Raw genomic sequence first — 19,258 nt, 5'->3', positions numbered from 1 at the left:
TATTATCCGCCTACGCGTTTTACTTTAAATCCTTTTTCTTTTAAAATTGTCATAATTTTATCACGGTAATCGCCTTGAATGATGATGCTTCCGTCTTTAAAACTGCCGCCAACACTCAATTTGGTCTTGATTTCTTTGGCCAGAATTTTAAAGTCTTCGTCTTCACCTTCATATCCTTCGATTATGGTGATGGGTTTCCCTTTTCTTTTCTCATATTTACAAATCATAGGCTCTTTTTGAACGTATAATTCATGTTCTGTTTCTTCAACTTCTTCCGGTTCATTGGAAGGAATGTGATCGGGGAATAAGTTTTTTAATTGGTCTTGTAAATCCATGGTTGTGTAAAATTACAAAAAGAAAAAATCCCAAATCCCAAACGAGTTGGAATTTGGAATTTTAAATTATTGGAATTTATTATTTCTTGATTAATCCTAAATCAACTAAACGTTCGTATAAGAAATCACCGGCTGTGATGTCTTCATACAATTTAGGGTTGTTCTCATCGATACATTTATCCAGACAGTTTAAGGACATGTCACCAACCGGGTGCATGAAAAACGGAATGGAAAAACGGGAAGTTCCCCATAATTCCCTTGGTGGGTTTACCACCTGGTGAATTGTTGATTTTAATTTATTGTTGGTGTGACGTGATAACATGTCACCTACATTGATTACTAATTCGTCCGGTTCGGCAATGGCGTCAATCCATTGGCCGTCATGGTTTTGTACCTGTAATCCTTTACCTTGAGCACCCATTAACAAAGTGATCAGGTTGATGTCACCGTGAGCAGCTGCACGAACAGCTCCGTCTTTAGGTTCATCGGTAATAGGAGGGTAGTGGATTGGTCTCAAGATACTGTTTCCGTCTTTGATGTATTGGTCAAAATAAAATTCATCCAATCCGATATAAATAGCTAAAGCTCTTAATACATAAACGCCTGTCTTTTCAAGCATCTGGTAAGCATCTTTACCAACCTGGTTAAATTTCGGTAATTCGGTTACTTCAACATTTGCAGGGTATTCTGCTGCATATTTTGAACCTTCACACACGTATTGGCCAAAGTGCCAAAACTCTTTCAAATCACCGGCTGAACGGCCTTTGGCATGCTCTTTACCAAAAGAAACATAACCTCTTTGTCCTCCAATCCCAGGGATTTCGTATTTTTCTTTCACCTCTAATGGCAAACTGAAGAAGTTACGTACTTCACCGTATAAATCTTCTACTAATTTGTCATCTAAAAAGTGACCTTTTAATGCTACGAAACCTATTTCTTCGTAGGCTTTTCCGATTTCATTTACAAATTTTTGTTTACGTACCGGGTCGTCCGATAGGAAATCACGTAAGTCAACACTTGGAATGTTTTGCATTGTACTTAGTTTTTGTTAATAACTTTTTTCAGGATAAAACCTTATTTGACAAATGTAAATATAAAAAAACTATATCTATTTTAAAAGTTATTAACATTCTTAAAAAATATCACAAAACCAGATATATCTGTTATTTTTTTTTAATTTTGGGAGCGATTTAAAAAACCATACAAAAAATGGACTTCGAAAGAAAAAACTTAACCAACGAGCAGCTTTTAGATTTATATAAAAAGTTACTGAAACCAAGATTAATTGAAGAGAAGATGTTGATCCTTATCCGTCAGGGTAAAGTATCCAAATGGTTCTCCGGAATTGGTCAGGAAGCGATATCCGTGGGTATTACTTCGGTTTTGGACAAAGATGAATATATTTTACCGATGCACCGTAATTTAGGTGTATTTACAACCCGTGATATTCCTTTGCACAGATTGTTCTCACAATGGCAGGGAAAAAGAAACGGTTTCACCAAAGGCCGTGACCGAAGCTTTCACTTTGGGACACAAGAGTATAAAATCATTGGTATGATTTCACATTTGGGACCCCAAATGGGAATTGCTGATGGTATCGCTTTGGCTAACAAATTAAAGCAAAACGGTAAAGTAACAGCTGTGTTTACTGGTGAAGGAGCTACTTCTGAAGGTGATTTCCATGAGGCTTTGAATATTGCCTCGGTGTGGGATTTACCGGTGTTGTTTGTAATTGAGAATAACGGTTACGGATTATCGACACCAACTAATGAGCAATACCGTTGTGCACAGTTAGCCGACAGAGGAGTTGGTTACGGAATGGAAAGCCATGTGGTTGACGGTAATAATATTTTAGAAGTATTCAATTTGATTTCAGAGTTGAAGGCATCGATGGTTGACAATCCCCGTCCTGTATTGTTAGAATTCATGACCTTCCGTATGCGTGGGCATGAAGAGGCGAGCGGTACGAAGTATGTTCCGCAGGAATTGATGGATATGTGGGCCGAAAAAGATCCGGTTGAGAATTACAGAAAATACCTGAAGTTAACAGCGGTTCTTTCTGAGGAAGAAGATGAAGCCATCCGTGCCGAAATCAAGAAAGAAATAGATACTGATTGGGCTAAAGTACAGGAAGAACCTGAGATTGTAGCCGATTTGAATGAAGAATTGAACGACGTTTACCGTCCTTGGGAATACGAGCAAATAGATCATTTTGATGAATTGGAAAATATCCGTGTGATTGATGCCATTTCAAATGGTTTGAGACAGTCAATGGAGCGCCATGAAAATTTAGTGATCATGGGGCAGGATATTGCTGAATATGGAGGAGCGTTTAAAATTACCGATGGATTTGTGGCGCAGTTTGGTAAAGAACGCGTGCGCAATACACCCATTTGTGAGAGTGCCATTGTATCGGCAGCAAACGGATTGTCTATTAATGGATATAAAGCAGTGGTTGAGATGCAGTTTGCCGATTTCGTATCGACCGGTTTCAATCCGATTGTGAATTTATTAGCAAAGCAACACTACCGCTGGCAGGAAAACTCAGATGTGGTAGTGCGTATGCCTTGTGGAGGTGGTACACAAGCCGGACCTTTCCACTCACAAACCAATGAAGCCTGGTTTACCAAAACACCCGGTTTAAAAGTGGTTTATCCGGCATTCCCTTATGATGCCAAAGGATTACTGAATACGGCGATTAACGATCCGAACCCGGTTATGTTCTTTGAGCACAAGCAATTGTACAGAAGTGTATACCAGGATGTACCTAAGGATTACTACACACTTCCGTTAGGGAAAGCTTCTTTATTGAAAGAAGGAAACGATGTAACGATTATCTCTTTCGGTGCGGGAGTACACTGGGCTTTGGAAACATTGGCCAAAAACCCTGAAATTTCTGCTGATTTATTAGACTTAAGAACTTTACAACCATTGGATACAGAAGCAATTTATGCATCGGTTAAGAAAACCAGTAAAGTGATCATCCTTCAGGAAGATAGCTTATTTGGAGGCGTGGCGAGTGATATTTCGGCGATGATCATGGAGAACTGCTTCGAATACTTAGATGCACCTGTAAAAAGAGTAGGAAGTTTGGAGAGTGCCATTCCGTTTATGAAGTCATTAGAAGACCAATATTTACCAAAAGGACGCTTTGAAACAGAATTATTGGACTTATTGAAATATTAATATTTCATAGTTTATAAAAAAGCCGGAGCAATTGTTCCGGCTTTTTGTTTTAATATGTAAAGGATATTGTATTCTTAACGCACTTTTATTGTACTTTAACAGACGGTAGCCCATAGGACTGCCTTGTATATTTATAGAATACTGAGCAATCAACTACTATACTCCATCGCTTATACAAATAGGCTTTAAAACTAAACCTTCTATAATTCGAATGATTTTAGTATTTTCTTTTTCTGATCCGATTGTTATTCGAAAAAAATTAGGAGAATTTCTAACTTTACCAATTATTACCTCTGAATCAGTACATCGCTGTATAAATTCATTCTTTAAGTTCTCATTGTAAAACCGAATTGGAATAAAATTTCCATGAGATTTATAAACCTTAACATCCCCCTCTAAAAGCATTTCATTTAAAGTGTGAAACATTTTTTCACGAGCTTCAATAATTCTTTCAATTCTAGGTTGAATAACTTTCTCAAAATTATTTAGTAACACTTTGGCGGAAATGATAGTAAACGGTGAGAACTTAAAGGGAAGATCATTTTTTTTCAATTGGTTCTTGATAGTATCTGAACACATAGCATACCCTAATCTAATTGCTGCAGCTCCTAAAGCTTTCGAGAATGTTTTCAAAACAATGACATTGTTATATTTTTGAGTCAAATGTGCGTATGAATCATTCGCAAATTCTGCATATGCCTCATCAATTAAAAAAACACTAGATGGATCGTTAGCTATTTCAGTTTCAACAAATATTGGATCAATTAAAGTTCCTGTTGGATTGTTTGGTGTACAAAACACATAAATTGAATTCTTACCTCTAGGAAACCCCGCATAATCGTAATCTAATTCATTATTAAAATCCCAAGTAATATGGTTTAGATCGAATAATTTTGGGCAAATATCAAATAGTTCAAAACTTGGATTTGGTGTAACAATTCTATTATAGTGCTTTGAAAGCTCCCCTAAGAATCTCATAATTAAGCCAGAAGATCCATTCCCAAGAATCAATGAATCAGTAGGAACACTATTCAATTGAGCAATTAAAGCTATAAGCTCTTGTGACTCTGCAACTGGATATCTGTTCCAGTCAGAAATTATTAACTCACTAATTACCTCTTCCTTGATACTTTTTGGGAAATCAGACGGGAACTCATTTTTATCTAAAAAAATCATAATATAAATTGATCTATTCTATTTGTGGAATATATTTAACATAGAGCGAAAGGTATTATTAGGGTCGAACTTTAATTTACCAGCTGTCATATCAGGCCATTGGTTTCCAAAATGTACCGCCCATTCTTCTGGGTTTCCAGGTTTATTAATACTGTCACAAGGATATCTGTTTCCTCCATATTTTATAGCGATCTGATACAATTCATTGTTTAATTCACTTAAATATTCTATGCGCTCTTTTGTATTTGGATAGGCGTTTCTTAATATTCCAATAAAGTAAAAATCTTCCTCAGGTTTTACAAATAAAGGAGTTTGAATGCTTGACGATTTCATTGGAATAAAAAGTACAGGGCCATCGCTCATATCTGTAGCTTTATGCATCAATTGAAATTCATTCATAAAACCAGAAAACTGTGAAAACGGGATAAAAGTAGCTAACTCTGGATGAGCTGTTTTCCCTTTCTCCTTTTCAGTAATTATTAAGGGAGGCTCTTTTGTTACATAGCTAAAAAAATCTTCTTGATAACTATGTTTTAAACCATTCAAAGGAATTTCCTTTTTTAAAAAAAATTGATCTTCATATTCATACTGTACCAATTCTACAAAAAAGGTAAATTCCTCTTCGTTTTTGCACTTTTCAGCAAAGTAATCGGAATTTTCTGCAACAACGGATTGCCCCATTTTCTTTCCAAATTCAACCTTTGTGTTGGGAATTAAAAAAGCATGTATGCATTCAAAATCAGGTTCTTTTAGTAGTTGCGTACTTAAATCATGAAACTCCTTAGCATTATCAATAAGTAATTTTGTAACGTGCATTATTTTTGGAGCACGATTTAATTTCATTTTAACCTTTGTAATTACTCCAAACTGTCCTAATCCAGACCTTACAAGGTTAAAAAGATCACTATTCTCAGTAAGCGAACATATTCTAATTTCACCATCGCCAGAAACAACTTCTAACTCAAGAACATTATCTGCCTGGATTCCAGAATCATGACTCATAAAACCCAATCCTCCAGTTGAAATGGTTCCTCCGACAGTCAATTTTTGCCAATCTGTAAGCGTGGGTGGGGTTGCATTTAGCTTTAACGTTTCTCTTACAAGTTTTTCCCAAGTAATACCACCTTCTACAACAACAGAACCCGTTTTTCCATCAAAATCTATTGAAAGAATCTTGTTCATGGTCTTGATATTAATAACAATACCTTGATCTACTAAACACTGACCACTTGCCGAATGAGACATCCCTCTTGTGTTAACTGGAATTTCGTTTCTATTGCAATAATGTATTATCTTTTGTACATCTTCTGTTGATTTAGGGTTCAAACACCCAACAGAATTTACAGTAATTATTTGTCCAAAATCTGTTTTCACCTTTGCTAAGGCATCTTCTTCGTTACTGAATTTTCCTTCGAATTTAGGTAACACTTGCTCTGTCATTAACATATTTATTATGGTATTCTTTCATTATCATTTTCTCAGATTCCGTCAGTTCGTATTTTCCATCATTTAGAAGCTGTTCCAATATTTTAAACTCAACGCTTAATAAACGTTGAAGATCTAATAACTTTTTACTTAAAGCTGTGGAAGGAATAAATACCTGTACACTCATTTTACCATTGATTCCATTACTTATTAAAAACCGAAATTGTTTTTTAATTTCCCCTTCTAAAATCCATGTGAAATCTAGGGAATCATCTAAAGAATGATTCTTATGGGTTACACTTATTTTTGTTTTTTCTCCAGTTGAACTAGTAATTTCATAGCACATATCTTCCATTACAACCAAATTGGTATGTACAGTCCAATATTTAAGATTAAAAGGATTTTTTAAAAATTCTATTAATTTTACTTTTTCAGCTAAAAACTCTACGCTAAAAATTTTAGTCATGCAACAAGGTTAGCGGATAACCAGCATATTCTTTCTCTAACCTTATGGCTTCTCCTTCAACTTTAAAATCTAAATTCAAGGATTCAAGAATATTTTTGCTTTTCTCAAAATTGAATGTTTTTAATGCTAATTCTACCGGAATAACTCCGTTTTGTGATTCCTGAATTTCACTTAAGCTCAAAAACTTATCCTTTTCATTAGGGTTAATCATTTTTTCACCTTCTATACTAAACCCCAAAACACTATTTAAGAACTTTTTTGCACTTTGAACTTCGGCAACGTTAATTTGAATATTGTCAATTCTATCGACTTCAATACTCTCTATAACTTCAAAATAATTTGTTTTATCTAAAGACTTAATATCATCATCGTTTTTCAAGTTAGGATCATCTAAATAGGACTTCATCGTATTTGCTAATCCTGACATATTATCATGAGTAAAGAAACCTTGTTTCTCAGAAGTTTTATCCTCCGTTTCACTTTTTCTTTCTATCAACTCAATGAAGACCCCTGCATATTTATTTGAAATAAAAAATTGTCTCAATCCTGATAACGGATCTCTTAATATCTTATCTGAAGTCATTTCTATTCCTTTAGTAACTAATAGCTCAAAAATATCTTCAATATCATCTACTTCAAAAGCTACATGGTGTATACCTTGTCCAAACTTCTCATAAAACTTATGAAAAATAGACTCCTTAGTTAAGCCTTCAGTTACCACCATTACCCCTTTTTCATTATTTGGCCAACCAAGAACATAGTTCAGCATATCATGCTTACCTTCAGAAGCTGAACCTGCATTAACTAAAATTGTGTTTATTAACTTGTACCCTAGCACATTTTGATGAAAGTCAGAAACAACTTTGGCATTAGGTACAATCAAAGTATAATGATCTATATTAAAACATTGAATTGGTAAATCTAATTTTGGTTTAGTCATTGCAGTATGTTTTTTAATTTAATTTTAATCTGTTTTATATTAGTTTTCTCTTGATTTCGAATATAATTGACTCCTCACTTTATTTATCATGTCCTCACTTTTTGAAAACCCTTGGGAAATAATTGAAAATTGGCCATTTGACTCAAGCAACACCGTAGGAAATGATCTAACTCCCATTTGGCGGGCAAATTCAAAATCTGATTTCACTAACTCTTTCATTTCATTAGATTCAAATTTTTCTTTAAATACTTCCTTTTTAATTCCAAATTCCTCTACAAAATCTAAGTAAGCTTCAACATAGTTTGTATTACTATTATCTAAATAAAAGGCTTTTTGCACTCTCTCATAAAATTCATTTTCTACTTTAGGAGCAAGCGATCTCATTACGACTACTGCTCTGGAAGGAGGTTCAGTATCAAGGATAAATGAATTATCATACAGGACCTTATTATTGATAGGGAGCCCAGTCATTTTAGCCAGGTTATCAAAATGCGGTAGTAAATAATCTCTCATGTTACTAATTGGCTCTGTTCCATAAGGTCTAAGCCCGCCTAATACCAATTGAAAGTCTAATACTCCATCAAACTCTTTTTTCAACTCCTTAATCTCTGATGAAAATGCCAAACAAGTGGAACATATTGGGTCTCCTACATAAATCAATTTCCCACTTTTAATATTTGATAATGAAGATTCAATCTCATCATTGGAATTGGGAGATATTGTACACTTTCCGGTATTCACATCACATGCAAAACCGTTATCGTAATCTGTTTTTTTAGTATTAGTAGTATTTTCCATAGCTTTTGAAGTGTCATTTTTAATTAGCGAACATCTGAGAATCATAACACAAAACCCCGCTACAATCCATAAAAAAATTTTCGCTTTCATTATTTTGTAATCTTATTTTTACTTTTTAATTCTCAAAATTAAATACAAATAGCATATTTTTGATATGTGTTTCCTATAGGAAACTGGTTTCTTAGAAGAAACTAACTAAACTAAATTACTAAAATGAAAAAAGAAATTATTCTAACACAACAATGTAATCGAGAAATAAGAGCCATTTCAGATACTATGGGGGTATTATCTGGAAAATGGAAGATCCAAATAATTGCTACGCTACTTATACATGGCAAAATGCGATTCATGGAGTTAAAGAAGACAACAAATGGCATTGGTGCTAAAAAACTATCAAAAGATTTGGAAGAATTAGAAATAAACAAACTCATTACAAGAACAGTAATGAACACTAAACCTATAACTGTAGAATACGAAATCACTCCATATGGAAGAAAAATGGAGCACTTAATTCATAAAATTACTGAATGGGGTATAAATCATCGAGAACATATATTTAAAGAAAACAACTAAGTCCTGTAACAGAATTATTGGACTTGTTGCAATAGTACTATTTTGAATTTTAATTAGTAAACCGTCCCGTTGTGCACAACGAGACGGTTTTTTATGGTTTGCCGTTATCCTGGATTGTTTTGTACTATATGTTTAATGCGTAATACACTTTGGAACAATGATTTCTTACTAAAACAGCAATTGTATTGTAATTATACAGCACTTTGATACGGGTCAACTACGGGTCAACTACGGGTCAACCATTACTTTGATATGGCTTTGATATGGCTTTGATATGGCTTTGATATGGCTTTGGTATGAGTCAAGTATGGGTCAAGTATGGGTCAACCCCGACTTAGATACATCTTTTCCAGCAAGAATAAAAGACTAAAAAGACAATTTAATCTTATAGATTGCTTACTAATTGTTTGGAGCTGTATTTGCCAGTCTGACAGTTTCCGGAATTAAAACAGCCTGCCCGCTTTAAAATTTAAAATGGGACCGTACATTTCTCCTGATGACAATGTTCCGACAGCCTTTACGGATCCTGCTGTAAAGTTATTTGAGAAATTTATTTTGACAACAGCTCCGGTTGCCGTAAGTTCCCCATCATTAAACGTTATACCACTTCCTGATTGAACATTCCATTGTGCTACTACCGGTTTTCTTCCTACTATAAGAGTGTAACTTTGTGAAGATCCTTTCTTTATTAGTGCCATGGCATTTGGAGCGCATAAGTTATGTATTGTTTCTGGCGTCAGTGTTGTAATTTCCGGATTAGCATCAAGGATATAAGCTCAACTGTTCAAGTCTTCCGGTTGTATTTGTAGGTTATCCTCATCTTTTGAACAAGAGAAAAACAATGTTGTTGTAAGTAAGCCGATCAAAGAAATTCTGTGATAATTTTTCATGGGTATAAAGATTAGTTATACCCAATAGTCAGGAATTGTTTAAAAGGTTGCGCGGAATTTATATTGCTTTTTTATTTCTTTAGGTATTTGTTGATCATATACTCAGTAATGCAATGCAACGGTTTTCCATTTACAGGATGATGTCCGGGAGTATTGAAAAGTTCGATGTTCTCTTTTCCGTTTTTGCAGTACCATATTATTGCTTTTCCGTTTTTGAAATAAGTCGTGGTGTCTGTGGGAATTATTTTTCTGATTTGAAGTAGGTTTTCACTATAAGGAATTTTTGAATCCAAATTTACGAAACCATTGGTTTCTGTTTTGCAATCAACTTCCACGTAACGGTCATTTTTCCATTCGAGACAGTCTTTATGGGCTGTAAGATTGTAAGCAAACAAGAATATAATTATACATAGAGTAAGTAAGCCAATGATGATAACTTTCTTATTTACTCTGAATCTTGTTTCGTGGTTTTGTATAAGAAGATTATTTTGTAATGAAACCAAACTTTGTGGAGTTTCTTTTTTTTGAAGCTCCTTTTCATTTGAAGGATTTGATGTTATAATTCCTTGTGTTTTATCTTCTTCAGGCAGTTGACCATTTCTTTCAAGAAATCTTGCCAAAGGTCTTGGTTCAAAATCGAGCAGAACAGCTATTAAATTAAGATTTTGCTTACTTGTTTTGTTCTCTTCAGTTGATTTTAAAAAGTTTTGTATTGCTTTAAATCTAGGGATATGGTAATTGTAGATTATATTCCTAAGTTCTTCGGATGAGTTTGTTTTAAAATAAATTTTAAATATAGTTTCATCATTTTTGGTTAAACCATTATCATATAATATCAGACATAAATCACGTAGTAATGCAGGGGAAGCTTCCAGTAAAAAGTCGGTATAAATTCCCTTTTTCTCCACTTCATATTTTGCTTTTATCCCTTTGATGTAGTCTTCAGAAGTAATGTTTGACATAGGCATTTTCCGGAATTTAAAGGAACTATCAGAATTCATCGGAATTACCGGAATTACATTGCTATAACCCAGTAAAATAGATAAATCTTTGTCCCAGAATTAGTTCTTGTTCTATTTCGCGATAGGAACAAATGTACAAAACTACTTCTAATGAAAGTACGGTTTTCCGCATTGGAATCTGAAAAGGGAAGTTTAGATAACCCCTTGTGTGATAACCGGCTTTATACTTCCCAAAAAAAATAACAGAGTACTCTAAAAGTAATCCTAGAGATGGTTTTAAAGATCCGGAAGTGGTTTTCGGACGGCCAGACCTATGTGTTTTTTAAAAGGAATTAAAACATGAAAAAGTTAATATATGTGGCTGTTCTTACAGCAATGGGTTTAATGGCTATTTCCTGCGATGCAGACAGTGTGGACAGCATGGTAAACGAATCAAAAAAGAAACCGGTTCAACACGGTATTGAAAACATGACTCTTAGGGAAACCGATTCAATTTCCCTTGATACACTCATGACAACTCTTGTAAACGATCCTGGGCCCGGTGATGATCCGATTCCTGTGCCTCCACCGCCACCGCCAAAACCATAATTGAATTGTAGGTTTTTTAATATTAATTAGTAAATTCGGGGAAAGTAACTTATATGATACGGTCCCCGTTTTTTATTTTAGTACTGTTAACTTTAGTTAGCTCCTGCAAGAAGGAACCGATACCGGGTAAAACAGATTCAAATCCAAACAGCACCATTGCATTTGTATTAAGGGATAAGGCAATATCCTTTTATGGTTCAGAAAGATATGACAGTGCATTCTTTTATTTTGATAAGTCCAAGACTTTGTTTGAACTGGATAAGGATTCTGCCAATATTGGGTATTGCCTTTACAAGATGGCCGAAACCCAGCAGGTATATGGGGATTATACCGGTAGTGAAGAAACCATTACAGAATTACTATCGTATCAATTAAAAGATTACGATGCGGCTGCTTATAACTTGTTAGGAGTTATTTCAAAAGAATTGGGTAATTATGATGACGCCATTGAGCGGTATGCCAAATCGGGAGAATTAGCCAAAACAGAAGCTGACAGACAATCTCCACAAAATAACATTGCCGCAGTCTATATTGAGCAAGGGAAATATGCCAAAGCCCGGTTGGTTCTTGAAGATATTTTAAAATCAGGTCTTTTGGATACCCAAGCTTATCAAAACAGGAAAGCAAGAGTTATTGATAATTTAGGCTTTGCCTGTTTTAAAGAAAATGAAAATCAAACCGGTCTTCGTTTAATGAACAAAGCGTTGGCAACGAGAATTAAGAACGGAGATGCTTACGGTAGTATTGAAAGCTATCTGCACTTATCTGAATATTATAAAGACAAGGATTTTGGCCAATTCCTGGAAAATGCCAATCATGCCTATGAAGAAGCCACTGCGGTTAATAGTGTTGATGAGCGTTTGGAAGCCCTGCAACTGTTAATGAGTTATAATAAGGAAAAAGGCAAAAACCGATATGCGTTGCGGTTTAACAGTTTAAATGACAGTATTAGAAAAGTGCGGAATAATGCTAAAAACCAGTTTGCAAAAATCAAGTATGATTCTAAAGAAGCAAAGGAAGAAAACCTAAAGCTCAAAAACAAAAACATTGCGACGGATCTGGCATTGCAGAAAAGCCAGAATGAGAAGAATATCTGGATTTCAGGTGCGGCAGTATTGTTGACGCTGCTTATTCTTTTAATTAATTACTTCAGGAACAAAAGAAAACAAGATCGTCTGAAAACTTCTTATTTGACAGAGACAAGAATTGCGAAGAAAGTCCATGATGAATTAGCTAATGACGTTTTCCATACTATGTCCTATGCGGAAACAAAACCCATTCATGAACCACAGTACAAAGAAGAACTAATCAATTTACTGGACGGTATTTACCAGCGTTCGCGTAATATTTCGAAAGAAAACGATACCATTGACACAGGAGAGAAGTTTGAAATGTATTTGATAGAAATGCTTAACAGTTATAAAACGGGAGAGCGACAGGTCATAATCAAAACAAATAATCCGGTTAATTGGCCAAAGGTTACTAATGAGAAAAAAATTGCCGTTTACCGGGTATTGCAGGAACTTATGGTTAATATGAAAAAGTACAGTCAGGCTACTTTTGTTATTGTTGGATTTGATATGGATTCCCATTTGATTATGATAGAATACACAGATAACGGAATAGGAATTTTAAAAGACCAAATCAGAAAGAGCGGACTCCAGAATGTGGAAAACCGTATTGATGCCATTGACGGAACATTTATTTTTGAAACCATCAACAAGGGATGTAAAATAAAAATAACCTTTCCTAAATAAATTTCAGATATGTTTACAAAAGTATTGGTAGTTGACGACATAGACCTTAATAATATCGCCACAGAAAAAGCACTGACCGAGTTGGGCATTAACGATGTGACTTATGCCAAGTATTGTGATGAAGCTTTGCTTAAAATAAAAAAAGCAGAATTAGACAGAAAGCCCTTTGAGCTACTGGTATCAGATTTATCATTTAAAGCCGATCACAGGGACACTGTTTTAAAGTCGGGGGAAGAATTGATTGCAGAAGTAAAAAAAGTGTACCCGCATATTAAAGTGATAGCCTTTTCAATTGATGAGCGTTCCTATACTATTAAAAAGTTGCTGGATGAAACGGAAGTTGAGGCTTATGTATTGAAAAGCCGTAACAGCAGTTCTGAACTAAAGAAAGCGATACAATTAGTTTATAGTGGTGAAGACAGATACCTGTCGCCTGATTTGCAATTTGTGTATCAGGATAAAACGACCAGTGAAATTGATAATTTTGACATTCAGCTTTTGAAACAGCTTTCTCTTGGTGTCCCACAGGATGCGATGGAGTATAAATTTAAGGAACTTGGTATTACTCCCAACAGTAAGAGTACCATTGAAAAAAGGATAGCCAAACTGAAAGATTATTTTAAAGCCAATAATCCAACCCATTTAGTAGCCATAGCAAAAGATTTAGGATTGGTATGATAATTTATTTCTTAAAAGATGAAGCCTGTAATTAATTACAGGCTTTTTTTATGCGTTACGGTTTCCCGTAAGGAATTGGTTTTTAATGGGAGTAAGTTTGGCTATGAAATGGAAGCAATTATTTATAGGTCATTTTTTAACACTCATAATCGGGAGTCTGATTTATGTCGCTTTCAGAAGTCGGTCATTAGTTATGTTCAGTTGGTTTGAGCAATGCAATCTGGATAAAGGTGTTGCCAGATTGAGAGCAATTACAGGAAAAGACGAAAACATTCCGGATTTTATTATTTACGCATTACCAGACGGATTATGGATGTTTTCCTATATGAGTATCATTTTGTATTTGTGGGATAATCATCTAAAAAAAGAAAACATTTTGTGGATTTTCGGACTACCGGTAATAGCGACTATTTCAGAAACCGGACAATACCTCAGATTGGTCAGCGGGACATTTGATGCAATCGATTTTCTGATGTATATGTTAGGTATTGCATTGCCTTTGTTCATTTATAAAGTAGAAATAACCAATTTTAAAATTAAACAAATATGAAAAAAAGAGTACGTCATTTATTATCTGTTTTTATCGTTTCCGGTTTTATAATCATGGCATTTGGGAGTGAGGATGATAAGAAGAAAGAAACAAGCGGCATTGAAATACACCAGGTTAAGAAAATTCTTGATTCAGGAGAAGATTTTAAGGAAAATTTCAATGGTTTTATGAAAAATGATTTGGATTCAGATTTACTGATTAGAGAGATTAAGACTTCATCTGGAAAAGATAATGAGACATTCAGTGCCACTTTAAATTCACATATAGGTCTTATTATGCAAATAAACAAGGAAGACAAATCACTTAGAAGTGTAATGATGATTGGTCAAGGTGATGGAACAACTAATTCGGGTTTAAATATAATAATGGTTATGGGTGGAGTAATTGCAGCTGTCGATCCCGCTTTAAGTCCTAATGAGCGTGGAAAAATACTTAAAGACATTGGAATTTTGGATAAAGATTTTGATGTAAACAATGTCGAAGGATCAACCATAAAGAATGGAGTGAAATATTTTATAAATGGGAGTGACCAGATTGGGATAATGTTTGGTGCAGAAACTAGTAATGATTAAAAAAATAAAAGTTATGATAAACGATTTAAAAAAGTTCCTGAACGAGGAGCAAGACCCAAAAGCAGTTGAAAAACTTCTAAGCAGAGTATCGGGATTGCTTACGAGTGGAGAAGAAATAGAATACATAGCAGTGCAAAAAAAGCCAGCGATTAACCTTTCACCGGATTGTATAACATTGACAAATAAGCGGATAATATTCTGCAGACCCAAAAACTTTGGACTTTCAATGGATTTTCAGGATTATTTATGGAAAGACATTGCAGATTGTCATATAAAAGAAAACATTCTAGGTGCTGATTTTAAAATCAAAACCGTAAGAGGGCAAATCGATATGATGGATTATTTGCCAAAAGCGCAAGCCAGAAGACTTTATCAGTTTGGACAAGGTAAAGAAGAAGAGATGCAGAATTACAGGCGACAGATTGATCTTGAAAATAAAAGAGCTGCTGCAGGTGGTGGTATTACGGTTAATGCAGCAGTCCCATCTCCTCAGGTGCAAGAAATAAAAGAAGATCCAATGGAAGTACTTCAAAAGCTAAAAAAACTATTGGATGCTGATATCATTTCACAGGAGGAATTTGAGAATAAAAAGGCAGAAGTATTATCTAAAATTTAAAGTTATGAAAAGTAAAATTACAGCTATTGTATTAGCCTTCTTTCTTGGAGGAATTGGAATTCACAAGTTTTACCTTGGCAAATCAGTACAGGGTATTTTATATCTTATATTTTGTTGGACTTTTATTCCGGCATTATTGGCTTTCTTCGAATTTTTTGGTTTGTTATTGATGTCGGAGAGCTCTTTTAACATGAAGTATAATAATGATTTTAGATAAAAAAAAGATGAGTAAAAGCGTAAAAGGAATTATCAGTTTAATTTTTGCAATAGGATTGTTGTATTTCTTCTTTGGAGGAGGTATGGAAAAGCAGGTCGCTAATGACATGCAAAAAATAGAAAACCAAGTCGCATTGGATAGTGAGAGACAATATGAAATTGCTAAAAAAAAGCGGGAATACAATGGATGCTTATGTGCATGCCGGACTTGTTGCGGCGGCCTACCTGCAGGCTAAGGACGAATTGAATTACAACAAGTGGAAAGCAATTGAAAAAGAAGAAGCAAAAAATGCAGGAATACCTTTGAATTAAGAATTTTTAAATAACAAATTAATATTATGAAGTACTACGTAAACAAAAATGCACAATCTAATGGAGATCATGAAGTGCATACAGAGAATTGTATCTATTTGCCAAGTGAATCAAATAGAAAATATTTAGGCAGTTATTCAAACTGCAAAGATGCAGTTGCAGAAGCTAAGAAAACGTATCCAAAATCAAATGGATGTAAGACATGCTGTAATGCTTGTCACACTAGTTAGCGAATATAGTTTTTAGCCCGTCAAAAGTATAAATTAGAAGTAAGTTAAGATTTATATATGGGTAAGGTGCTATTACTCAATTTTGTTATGGTTAAAACTATTGATTCAAAATGAGTGTGGATATAAATCGAATAATATTAAAATTATATAATTATGTCAGATGATTTAAGTAAAAAAATCCCACAGGACGCTTCAAAAGTGAATATTCACGAAAGCTGGGAAGTTGCGTATTGGTGTAATAAATGGGGTGTAACAAAAGAACAACTTTTAGCAGCTGTAAAAGCTGTGGGAGTTTCAGCTTCAGCAGTTGCAACGTATTTAGGGAAGTAATTAGAAAGAAGCTGTTTAATTACAGCTTCTTTTAAATGTGTAAATAATAGTTAAATAAACGTAGCTCTATTTGTATAGACAAATTAAGAAAGGAAAACCAAAAATTAAGTAATTATACTTACTTAATACAAGTAATTATGGTGAATCGTTAAGGAATAAATTCTTTTAGTTTTATTATTACAGATCATAAATATGTTTTCGCACTATCTGACACGTTTATTAAAGAAACTGACCTTTCTAAGTCATGGCATTATTAAAATTTAATATGTTAATAATAAGTAATATAGAGGGGTATTACTCTTATTTTGCAAGCTTAAAATTTTTTTACTGAATTAATTTATCAAATATGCCTAAATCACAGTCACAAACCCAAGAAGAAAAATTAACCCCTTTCAATATAGTTATACTGGTTTTATCAATTTATATTTTAGGATCATTTTTTGCAGATGCAATTTTCACTCTTCCTGCCGAAACATCAAGGTTACTAAATTTTATAGACAATGCAGTTTGTGTGATTTTCTTAATTGACTTCATTATTCATTTTAGAAAGGCTCCCAATAAATTGCGTTTTATGTATTGGGGGTGGATTGATTTAATTTCGATTATTCCAGTTATTGATTATGTCAGAGTTGGTAGAATACTGCGGCTTATAAGATTGTTAAGAATATTAAAAGCTTTTCGCTCTACAAAGAATATTGTGAGCCATGTTTTTAAAAACAAAGCTCAAAGCACTTTTACATCAGTAAGTATTATTGCCATTATGCTTATTATATTCTCATCTATTGCCATTTTACAAGTTGAAAGAGACTCTCAAAGCAACATTAAAACTGCTGAGGATGCAATTTGGTGGGCTTATGTTACCATAACAACTGTTGGTTATGGAGATAAATATCCGGTAACTACTGAAGGCAGACTTATTGCAATAATATTAATGACCGGGGGTGTCGGACTTTTTGGCACTTTCACTGCTTATGCTTCTTCTTGGTTTCTTGTTGAATCAAATAAGAATGATAATAATAAAATTGATTAGGTTTTATGAACAGAAAATTATTTTCAGCAATTTTTTCAGTATTGATTTCGAGTTTGGTTTCTTCCCAAACACCGATAGATGTTACCGAACAAACAATTAAAATAGGTGCTCTCAGCGAAACAGAATTGATTTACGGCTTTGCTCAAGGAGATCAAATTGTCTTCAATTTTAATGAAGTAAACGGTAAAGAATTAAAGGAACTACATATTTTGGATTTTCCAGGAACTTTGAAGTTTTCGGATTTTAAAGCAAAAAAAATTGAAAACAAAGTATTTAACGTTGATGAGAAATCTATTTACAGGTTTAAGTTTTACAATAGTGCACTTTCAGGAAGAATATGTAAGATTAAAATTCAACGCATTCCAAAAGAAGAAAAATTTATAAACTTTAATACAGCAATCAAATGGATAGTTAAGCAGGATACAACTTGGAATGTTTATACTGAAAATATTTTAATAAAACAGGACAGTATTAAAATTCCCGGTATAAGAAAAGTATTGGCTTCTGAAGAAATAAGAGAAGAAATAATCCTTGACAAAGTTCAGAGAGTTCATTCAACAACTAATGAAAACGGCAATAAAACGGCAGTTTTTTTTACTTTACCAAATAATACTCTGACAAATTATGAATCTAAAAATGTCATTGCATGGGCATACTGGGTTGGTGTAAATGAAGAATCAAATATTGCTTGGAAGAATAATCAAAGGACAATTTCAACTACAGTAAAAAGTATTGCCGGACTAACAACGTCCCCATTGGGAGCTTTAGCTTTAGGAGCAGTAACCGATTTAGCGTTGCCTTCTACTGGAGAAGATGTTGCTTACGGTTTGGTTGATGAAACAAATAAGGATTTATTTTTTTCCGGGAAGCAATATAGAGGATTTGATTTTGGAAAAGGAATTGGGGGATATAAAAGCTTTACTAATCAAAATGTTTTGCAAGGTAAATACTATATAGTTCTGAGTAATGATAATCTCATGCAGGGAATTGATGCTAACATTAAAGTATCTGCTATAGTTGAACATAAAAAATTTAAAGATGAAAAATATACAGAATATAAAATTACCCCAATATATGAAAAGAAAATTTTAAAGGAACCTATTATTAAAACAACTAAAATTCCTGTAAATTTTGATTCTGAATAATATTCTATTTACTGTTTCCCGTAAAACAAGCATCCATTGCATCACTAACTTTAAATAAAAAAAACGCTTATGATTAAAAAACTATTTTTTGTATCTTTCTTTGGGGTACTTTTTGTTAGCTGTAAGGACGAAGCACCAAAACCTAAAGAAAAAATAGCAACGTTTGTCAATAAAATCCTCCCGGAGGACATCAAGACGATAACACCCGAAGAGGCGCAAACTTATCACAAGAATCCGGAACGGAAATATGAATACAGGACTGGATCTTATAACGATTATGAATACAATTATGATGTTGTGGGGACCGACAGTCTGGGGAATAATGTAAAAGGGAATGTTATCGTAAAAGGGAAGTACGGGGCCGGAATGCTTATTGACTCTACAGGAAAAGCATTTGATGTAGAGGTCGAATGGACAGGTTATGATTTATTGAAGGGCAAAGATAAAAAAGGAATCAAGTATACCTTGAAAACAGAATAGTGT

The 19,258-nt window shown here is 34.0% G+C and carries 24 protein-coding genes; 15 read left to right on the top strand and 9 right to left on the bottom strand.

The window, feature by feature from the left end:
- Nucleotides 1-2: 2 nt before the first annotated feature.
- Entirely contained in the window at nucleotides 3-335 is a 333-nt protein-coding gene (locus tag NAT51_RS03160; RefSeq protein ID WP_250595071.1) for a translation initiation factor, read from the bottom strand.
- A 79-nt stretch (nucleotides 336-414) separates the two neighbouring features.
- On the bottom strand, nucleotides 415-1,368 hold the full coding sequence (locus NAT51_RS03155; RefSeq protein ID WP_250595069.1) for an isopenicillin N synthase family dioxygenase: 954 nt from the start codon (nucleotides 1,366-1,368) through the stop codon (nucleotides 415-417).
- Between the two features lie 176 nt (nucleotides 1,369-1,544).
- On the opposite strand from NAT51_RS03155, the gene NAT51_RS03150 reads away from it, so the two are divergent.
- Nucleotides 1,545-3,521, top strand: a complete 1,977-nt coding sequence (locus tag NAT51_RS03150; protein ID WP_250595067.1) for an alpha-ketoacid dehydrogenase subunit alpha/beta — start codon at nucleotides 1,545-1,547, stop codon at nucleotides 3,519-3,521.
- A gap of 156 nt (nucleotides 3,522-3,677) precedes the next feature.
- On the opposite strand, the gene NAT51_RS03145 is transcribed toward NAT51_RS03150, so the two are convergent.
- From NAT51_RS03145 to NAT51_RS03125, 5 genes are read right to left on the bottom strand one after another with little or no spacing between them, the layout of a single operon-like run.
- Complete coding sequence (locus NAT51_RS03145; protein WP_250595065.1) at nucleotides 3,678-4,697, bottom strand: pyridoxal phosphate-dependent aminotransferase; 1,020 nt, start codon at nucleotides 4,695-4,697, stop codon at nucleotides 3,678-3,680.
- A gap of 18 nt (nucleotides 4,698-4,715) precedes the next feature.
- Nucleotides 4,716-6,137 carry an FAD-binding protein gene (locus NAT51_RS03140; RefSeq protein WP_250595051.1) on the bottom strand — a complete coding sequence of 474 codons (1,422 nt, stop codon included), beginning with the start codon at nucleotides 6,135-6,137 and terminating at the stop codon, nucleotides 4,716-4,718.
- Nucleotides 6,115-6,588 (bottom strand): hypothetical protein, encoded by a 474-nt coding sequence (locus NAT51_RS03135; RefSeq protein ID WP_250595037.1) that lies wholly within the window; start codon nucleotides 6,586-6,588, stop codon nucleotides 6,115-6,117. The genes NAT51_RS03140 and NAT51_RS03135 overlap by 23 nt, the downstream gene beginning before the upstream one ends.
- A complete protein-coding gene (locus NAT51_RS03130) occupies nucleotides 6,581-7,528 on the bottom strand; it encodes a VOC family protein (protein ID WP_250595035.1) in 948 nt (315 codons plus the stop codon). The genes NAT51_RS03135 and NAT51_RS03130 overlap by 8 nt, the downstream gene beginning before the upstream one ends.
- A 39-nt stretch (nucleotides 7,529-7,567) precedes the next feature.
- Complete coding sequence (locus NAT51_RS03125; RefSeq protein WP_250595033.1) at nucleotides 7,568-8,416, bottom strand: DsbA family protein; 849 nt, start codon at nucleotides 8,414-8,416, stop codon at nucleotides 7,568-7,570.
- Nucleotides 8,417-8,539: 123 nt separating this feature from the next.
- On the opposite strand from NAT51_RS03125, the gene NAT51_RS03120 reads away from it, so the two are divergent.
- Entirely contained in the window at nucleotides 8,540-8,899 is a 360-nt protein-coding gene (locus NAT51_RS03120) for a winged helix-turn-helix transcriptional regulator (RefSeq protein ID WP_250595031.1), read from the top strand.
- A 443-nt stretch (nucleotides 8,900-9,342) separates the two neighbouring features.
- Here NAT51_RS03120 and NAT51_RS03115 read toward each other — a convergent pair whose 3' ends face one another.
- Together NAT51_RS03115 and NAT51_RS03110 are read right to left on the bottom strand one after the other, a co-directional pair.
- Nucleotides 9,343-9,597 carry a hypothetical protein gene (locus NAT51_RS03115; RefSeq protein WP_250595029.1) on the bottom strand — a complete coding sequence of 85 codons (255 nt, stop codon included), beginning with the start codon at nucleotides 9,595-9,597 and terminating at the stop codon, nucleotides 9,343-9,345.
- 263 nt (nucleotides 9,598-9,860) lie between these two features.
- Nucleotides 9,861-10,757, bottom strand: coding sequence for a hypothetical protein (locus NAT51_RS03110; RefSeq protein WP_250595027.1), 897 nt, complete (start codon nucleotides 10,755-10,757; stop codon nucleotides 9,861-9,863).
- A gap of 333 nt (nucleotides 10,758-11,090) precedes the next feature.
- On the opposite strand from NAT51_RS03110, the gene NAT51_RS03105 reads away from it, so the two are divergent.
- The 13 genes from NAT51_RS03105 to NAT51_RS03045 all read left to right on the top strand — a co-directional run bounded on the left by NAT51_RS03105 (nucleotide 11,091) and on the right by NAT51_RS03045 (nucleotide 19,255).
- Nucleotides 11,091-11,339 carry a hypothetical protein gene (locus NAT51_RS03105; protein WP_250595025.1) on the top strand — a complete coding sequence of 83 codons (249 nt, stop codon included), beginning with the start codon at nucleotides 11,091-11,093 and terminating at the stop codon, nucleotides 11,337-11,339.
- 53 nt (nucleotides 11,340-11,392) lie between these two features.
- A complete protein-coding gene (locus NAT51_RS03100) occupies nucleotides 11,393-13,096 on the top strand; it encodes a tetratricopeptide repeat-containing sensor histidine kinase (protein ID WP_250595023.1) in 1,704 nt (567 codons plus the stop codon).
- A 9-nt stretch (nucleotides 13,097-13,105) separates the two neighbouring features.
- Nucleotides 13,106-13,774 (top strand): response regulator, encoded by a 669-nt coding sequence (locus tag NAT51_RS03095; RefSeq protein WP_250595021.1) that lies wholly within the window; start codon nucleotides 13,106-13,108, stop codon nucleotides 13,772-13,774.
- A 103-nt stretch (nucleotides 13,775-13,877) separates the two neighbouring features.
- Complete coding sequence (locus NAT51_RS03090) at nucleotides 13,878-14,324, top strand: hypothetical protein (protein ID WP_250595019.1); 447 nt, start codon at nucleotides 13,878-13,880, stop codon at nucleotides 14,322-14,324.
- A complete protein-coding gene (locus tag NAT51_RS03085) occupies nucleotides 14,321-14,896 on the top strand; it encodes a hypothetical protein (RefSeq protein WP_250595016.1) in 576 nt (191 codons plus the stop codon). The genes NAT51_RS03090 and NAT51_RS03085 overlap by 4 nt, the downstream gene beginning before the upstream one ends.
- 13 nt (nucleotides 14,897-14,909) lie before the next feature.
- Complete coding sequence (locus tag NAT51_RS03080) at nucleotides 14,910-15,512, top strand: PH domain-containing protein (RefSeq protein WP_250595014.1); 603 nt, start codon at nucleotides 14,910-14,912, stop codon at nucleotides 15,510-15,512.
- A gap of 4 nt (nucleotides 15,513-15,516) precedes the next feature.
- Complete coding sequence (locus NAT51_RS03075; protein WP_250595012.1) at nucleotides 15,517-15,729, top strand: TM2 domain-containing protein; 213 nt, start codon at nucleotides 15,517-15,519, stop codon at nucleotides 15,727-15,729.
- 152 nt (nucleotides 15,730-15,881) lie between these two features.
- Nucleotides 15,882-16,040: a hypothetical protein gene (locus NAT51_RS03070; protein ID WP_250595010.1), complete on the top strand. Its 159-nt coding sequence runs from the start codon at nucleotides 15,882-15,884 to the stop codon at nucleotides 16,038-16,040.
- A 26-nt stretch (nucleotides 16,041-16,066) separates the two neighbouring features.
- Nucleotides 16,067-16,270: a hypothetical protein gene (locus NAT51_RS03065; RefSeq protein ID WP_250595009.1), complete on the top strand. Its 204-nt coding sequence runs from the start codon at nucleotides 16,067-16,069 to the stop codon at nucleotides 16,268-16,270.
- A 153-nt stretch (nucleotides 16,271-16,423) separates the two neighbouring features.
- The gene (locus tag NAT51_RS03060; protein ID WP_250595008.1) at nucleotides 16,424-16,600 is read left to right on the top strand and encodes a DUF3606 domain-containing protein; all 177 of its coding nucleotides are present in this window, start codon (nucleotides 16,424-16,426) and stop codon (nucleotides 16,598-16,600) included.
- Nucleotides 16,601-16,946: 346 nt separating this feature from the next.
- Nucleotides 16,947-17,630: a potassium channel family protein gene (locus NAT51_RS03055; RefSeq protein ID WP_250595007.1), complete on the top strand. Its 684-nt coding sequence runs from the start codon at nucleotides 16,947-16,949 to the stop codon at nucleotides 17,628-17,630.
- 5 nt (nucleotides 17,631-17,635) lie between these two features.
- The gene (locus NAT51_RS03050) at nucleotides 17,636-18,775 is read left to right on the top strand and encodes a hypothetical protein (protein WP_250595006.1); all 1,140 of its coding nucleotides are present in this window, start codon (nucleotides 17,636-17,638) and stop codon (nucleotides 18,773-18,775) included.
- A 69-nt stretch (nucleotides 18,776-18,844) separates the two neighbouring features.
- Entirely contained in the window at nucleotides 18,845-19,255 is a 411-nt protein-coding gene (locus NAT51_RS03045) for a hypothetical protein (RefSeq protein ID WP_250595005.1), read from the top strand.
- Nucleotides 19,256-19,258: the final 3 nt, after the last annotated feature.

It is taken from the genome of Flavobacterium amniphilum (assembly GCF_023634845.1).
Classification (GTDB): domain Bacteria; phylum Bacteroidota; class Bacteroidia; order Flavobacteriales; family Flavobacteriaceae; genus Flavobacterium; species Flavobacterium amniphilum.
This window is presented reverse-complemented; position numbering and strand designations above follow the sequence as displayed.